A 5,323-nucleotide genomic window follows, 5' to 3' on the forward strand; every position below is an offset into this window, starting at 1 on the left:
ATTCCCGGTTCCCACGGGAGAAGGAATGCTGCCAATAAATGAACTATGTCTCTTTAAAAGTATTTTGACCCGGGAAGGATCGATATATGAAAGGATTTGGTGTAATGAATTTTATTAACCATTTGCCGGAAGTATTCCCATAAATCTAAATAATTTTTTAGAGTAGAAGGATATTATTTTTAAAATCTTTTTCATATAAGATGAACATTTTGGTTATATTTATTAGTGATTTTGCTATTTTAAAACATGGCATTAGAACGACTTTACGTAATTCCACATGGTGATGAGATAATAGATGTGCCTAATCAGAAAAGCAGGGAACTTCGTGATAAAATAATAGAAGTAACCAGGGGAGACAATTCAGATTCAATAATAGTTCTGACCCCTCATGGAATGACACTTTCTAGCGGGATACCAATAATCAACACTGAAAATCTTCATGGTGAATATTCAACAAAAACAGTCAGATTGGTCAGTGACCATAAGACTAACAAGGAAATCGTTAGAAACATAGCAGCTGAATTTGGCAGGGAAATGGTAACCGTGAATTTTGCCACATCCTCCGGCCCGCTTTCTGTATTTCCCGAAGATTTCGGAACAATAATTCCATTAACATTCTTTGAAAAACAAAAAATCAGTATAATATCCCAGCCAAGAATATCTGATCCTGAGAAACTTATGAGGCTCGGCAGGAATATATGGAATACTGTTGATAGCATGAATGTCAAAATAAGTGTTATATTCAGTGCTGACCAGGCCCATACCCATAGCAAATCTGGGCCATATGGTTATTCAGAATATGCGAAACTATATGAGAATAAAATTAAGGGATATTTTCAAAGAGGCTCTTTGTCGGGAATAGAAAACATGGATCAGGGCATGGTTGTGGAAGCAAAGCCTGACAGCTACTGGAATATGGTTATACTGAATGGATTTTTAAAAAATTCTGGAATGCATATTACCCTTGATTACCATTATGTTGAAAACTACTTTGGAATGATGCTCGCCCACGGTATACAATGAGTTAAAATTTTCATGTAATAAATCGTGTCTAAAAACCATACAATAAGGCAGTGCTATGAAACAAGCTCCGGTTATAGAATGCCAAGGTCGTTTGTATACCATGGTTGTAGAGTGTTTAACTGTGGAATGGAACTCTATTCAGTGTCTTATACTTATGGTGCAGTCAGTTCAGGTCAGTACACTGAAGCATTCACATTCTGTGAATTCAATATTGAAGAGAAAATGCCTGTTAATATAAGAAAGAAACTGCCCCGAATGGGATGATGGAAGCAGAAAGGTTGGAAAAAATGAAAAAATTAAATTGGGTAATGCACGAAAAATAAATTTCTATTAATCTTTAAAATCTTCCATGATGAGTAAAAATCCAATAACCATTGAAAATGCAATGAAAGCGAGTCCATAGAATATGATGCCCTGTAAAAGCCCGATTATTTTATCTAATAAACCCAGGAGAATTACTGGAAGCCCAACTCCAGTGTATATGATAATGTAATAATTGGCAAGCATATCACCTGTTTTTTCTGGTGGAGCAATTGCCTTGATCTCCCTTGTTGCACCTGTAAATGCGAAACCCTGGCCTATTCCTGCCAGCAAAGTTCCTGCAATAAATATATAGAGAGAATTTCTAATAATTGCAATAAGTATGAATACAATTGCGAATATAATAAAAACCATACCAGAAAACATTGAATTTTGAATTTTGAATTTCAAGGAAATGATCTGAAAAATGGATGCTATGCCCAGCATCAGAAATACAATAATGCCACCTATGGCAATGCTATTTAAGCCTGAAAGTTTTATTATGTAAACAGGAGCGAGGGACATAAAGAATGCTGTAATTGACCATGCACCAAATGCAACGAATGAACTTAACAGGAATGGCCTTATAACTTCTCTATCTATCGAGGGAAAATGCAGAATCAATTTTGGATTTTTTGTTGAGATATCCTTTATTGGATAAATTGCCATAGCAGGTAATAGAACTAAAATAATAGAAAGCAAATAAACCAGCCTAAATGGGTATGGTAAATACTGTGCCATTATTCCACCTATTAAAGGACCTGTGGCAGTTCCTGCAGAGGTTCCTATGGATGTCAGCACGGCACCAGCCTTCCTGTTATAATTAAATAATAATGCACTGCCCGGCCCCGCTATGGCTCCACTTGCAAGGCCCATAAATGCACGTGCAAGGAAAAGCATATATACATTTCTGGCAAACAGAAAGGATAATAATCCAATTAATTCCATAATAACACCAATGGCAATGGGCAATTTTCTGCCATGTTTATCAGAGTACTGACCCCAGAAGAGGAGCGAGGGAATTAACATCAAAACATATATTGCAAAAATATCGGTAATAATAAATGGGCCAAAGTGGTATTTCAATGCATAAAGTTCATAAATTGGTGCCGTAACATTTGACGCTGCCATTATAGAAAACAAAAGAAGAACAATAATTACACTTCCGGCATTAATCCATGAATTCCCTGAATTGTTTTTCTTAATTTCCATGGGAATTAATTGTTAATGGCAAATTAAAATACGTTATTCATAATGAAAATCTTATACATGGTAAAGTATATTTATAAATTCGAATATACGAAAAGATGTCCAATTCTTATAAAAATTTAGGACTAACTCCAGAGATACCCATGGACAGATTATTCTACTGCCTTTCCAGCCCAATAAGACTAGAAATAATAAGAATTCTTTCAGGGGGAAGTAAAACAGTAAACGGCATTTCAGAATTATTAAACAGCTCACAGCCATCGGTGTCTACTCATTTGAATATACTATCTGAATATGGCTTTGTTAATGAATTTCCATATGGCAGAGAGGTATTTTATAAGCTTATTCCGGAACGGGTTGAGTTTTTAACGACATATTTAGACGATATGGCTGGAAATCACAAAATGCCTGAAACAACAAAAAAATCAAATAACAATGCATCCTTTTCTAAATGCAGAAGGTGCTATGACCATCTGGCAGGACATGATGGTGTAATGCTTCTGAAAACATTTTTACTGAAAAAATGGCTTAAACAGGTAAATGACAAACCCGAATTTGATCTAACTGATAAGGGCGAAATAATTATGATGAGGCTTGGCGTTAAGATTCCTGTAAAAAGGAGACATGGAAGAATTTTTGCATATGGATGCAGAGACCTAACAGAAAAAGAATTTCATCTGGGAGGTTCCCTGGGTTCAGAAGTCATGAAGGCACTTATTGGAGGAGGGTTCATTTCTCTACATGAAAATTCAAGAATCATAACTGTCATAAAACCCATAAAGGATTGGATTGAGGTATGAAATACTAAATTCCAAACTTTAATTCGATTCTTTTTAATTATTCCTTACAATTCAATCAGAAAGAACACCACTGAGTTAACAACATCGATGAATTCTCTGGGAGAAATATACATTTATTCAATAAATAATAAATTAATTAAATATTTTCAGAAGTTGCCCGTGGTGGAATTTTTAAAACGTTCTAAATAATATTAATTTTTAAATATTTATCATAAATTACCAAGTTCAAAGATTAGTAATGCTTCTGTAGGGATGCATTATATACTATCATTTCCATGATATCTGAAGAGAAGGCAAAAAAATATTCTTTAAAGATTACCAAAGAAAAAAGGAAAAACCAGAAAATAACAATTATAAAAACTAAGATAGACATGGATAAATTAAGCAATAAAACAGTAAACACATTAAAGATGCTATTTTTAGAATCCAAATGGCTGTTATCCCTTAATATTTGCTGAACATAATGCGCATGATTCAAAAATCGCTTATGCGAACAGTGATACAGGATCAACTGACTGAAATCGAGAGATTAGATCACATTGTCCCAAGGGATGCTTTTGACCTTGGATTAAGTTACAACGGTTCCTCCGCATTCATCATCAAAGGTATCAGGAGGTGTGGCAAGAGCACAATGCTGAAGCAGATTATCAACACCAGGTTCCGGGATTCTTTTTTCTATTTCAATTTTGACGATGAACGAATATCAGGATTTGAGGTGGAAGATTTTCAGGTACTGATGGAAACTTTTATGGAGTTGTTTGGGGACATGAGAAATGTGTTCTTTGACGAGATCCAGAATGTCAAAGGCTGGGAACTGTTCATCAATAGACTTCTTCGGGAGGGATACAGGGTATTTATCACAGGGTCAAATTCAAAGTCACTTGAGCATGGAGCTTGGAACTCACTTGACTGGAAGACATGTGGACATGGAGCTCTATCCTTTCTCATTTCTTGAATTCCTACGGGCAAGGAGCATAGATTTACCGAAAAACAACTATTCTCCCCAGTGGAAAGCAACGGCTGGTAAATTGTTCAACGAGTACTACTTATCCGGAGGAATGCCTGATTCAGTTGTTTCTGGAAGTAATTCAGTCTTGACTCAGCCAATAAATGACATAATCCAGAATGATGTGATGAACAGGTACAATATAAGGAAGTTCCCAGAGATTAGGGATATTTTGAGATTCCTCATGTCAAATGTATCAAACGAAATCACATATCGTTCTATCACGCGAAACTTGAGTGTCAAAAGCGAAAACACCGTAAAAAAGTACATGGACTACCTCCAAGAAACATATATAATCTTTGAGGTTAAAAGGTTTGATCGGAAGCTGAAAAGAGCCGGAAAAAGTCCAAGGAAAGTGTACTGCATTGATAATGGAATCATATTGAGAAATGTACCAAACTTCTACAAGAATAATGGTGCATTGCTTGAAAATCTTATTGCAGTAGAGCTTAAACGGAGCGGCACGGAGTTCTATTACTACAGACATGAGAGCAATACTGAAGTTGATTTTGTTCTTCCAGTAGATCGCGAACTCATCCAGGTCTCTTTCGAACTAAATGATCAAAACATAGAACGAGAGATAAGAGGACTGGAGAGAGCTTCGGGTGAAATTGATGCAAACAGGTTTCTGATACTAACAATGGATCAGGAACGTGAGATATTCAGGAACGGACTGAAAATTGAAGTCAAGCCTGTGTGGAGATGGTTGATGGAGAACGTTCATTAATAAAAACTAGAAATAAAAAGAAAGAGGATGTTTGGAGTGTATCACTATGGGAAAGCTGCAGATACCTTCATTTATTTTTTTGTGAATGCGACATTGGCAAATTTTCGTTGATAATTTGGAAATTAAAACATTTTGATATAATTGTATCAAATAAAAATCTCAATATTCTTTAAACCAAAGGCATGCCTATAAGATTACTAAAATTCCTATTCGGAAAAAATCAACAAAGCATTCAAATAATACCTCTGGATAAACTGT

General features: G+C 35.4%; 6 protein-coding genes. 5 read left to right on the forward strand and 1 reads right to left on the reverse strand.

Translation table 11 applies throughout. The features are described 5' to 3' along the window. The first annotated feature begins 246 nt into the window (after positions 1-246). Positions 247-1,023: a hypothetical protein gene (locus AMDU4_RS11415; protein ID WP_021788122.1), complete on the forward strand. Its 777-nt coding sequence runs from the start codon at positions 247-249 to the stop codon at positions 1,021-1,023. Positions 1,024-1,353: 330 nt separating this feature from the next. Here AMDU4_RS11415 and AMDU4_RS11420 read toward each other — a convergent pair whose 3' ends face one another. Then, positions 1,354-2,535: an MFS transporter gene (locus tag AMDU4_RS11420; RefSeq protein ID WP_021788124.1), complete on the reverse strand. Its 1,182-nt coding sequence runs from the start codon at positions 2,533-2,535 to the stop codon at positions 1,354-1,356. A gap of 95 nt (positions 2,536-2,630) precedes the next feature. On the opposite strand from AMDU4_RS11420, the gene AMDU4_RS11425 reads away from it, so the two are divergent. The 4 genes from AMDU4_RS11425 to AMDU4_RS11440 all read left to right on the forward strand — a co-directional run bounded on the left by AMDU4_RS11425 (position 2,631) and on the right by AMDU4_RS11440 (position 5,065). Further along, a complete protein-coding gene (locus tag AMDU4_RS11425; RefSeq protein WP_021788125.1) occupies positions 2,631-3,332 on the forward strand; it encodes a helix-turn-helix transcriptional regulator in 702 nt (233 codons plus the stop codon). Positions 3,333-3,607: 275 nt separating this feature from the next. After that, positions 3,608-3,790 carry a hypothetical protein gene (locus AMDU4_RS11430; RefSeq protein WP_021788126.1) on the forward strand — a complete coding sequence of 61 codons (183 nt, stop codon included), beginning with the start codon at positions 3,608-3,610 and terminating at the stop codon, positions 3,788-3,790. Between the two features lie 11 nt (positions 3,791-3,801). Continuing rightward, the gene (locus AMDU4_RS11435) at positions 3,802-4,287 is read left to right on the forward strand and encodes an AAA family ATPase (RefSeq protein WP_290705212.1); all 486 of its coding nucleotides are present in this window, start codon (positions 3,802-3,804) and stop codon (positions 4,285-4,287) included. Beyond that, a complete protein-coding gene (locus tag AMDU4_RS11440; protein WP_290705215.1) occupies positions 4,220-5,065 on the forward strand; it encodes an ATP-binding protein in 846 nt (281 codons plus the stop codon). Before AMDU4_RS11435 ends, AMDU4_RS11440 begins: the two co-directional genes overlap by 68 nt. Positions 5,066-5,323 lie beyond the last annotated feature (258 nt).

The organism is Ferroplasma sp. Type II (assembly GCF_000496155.1).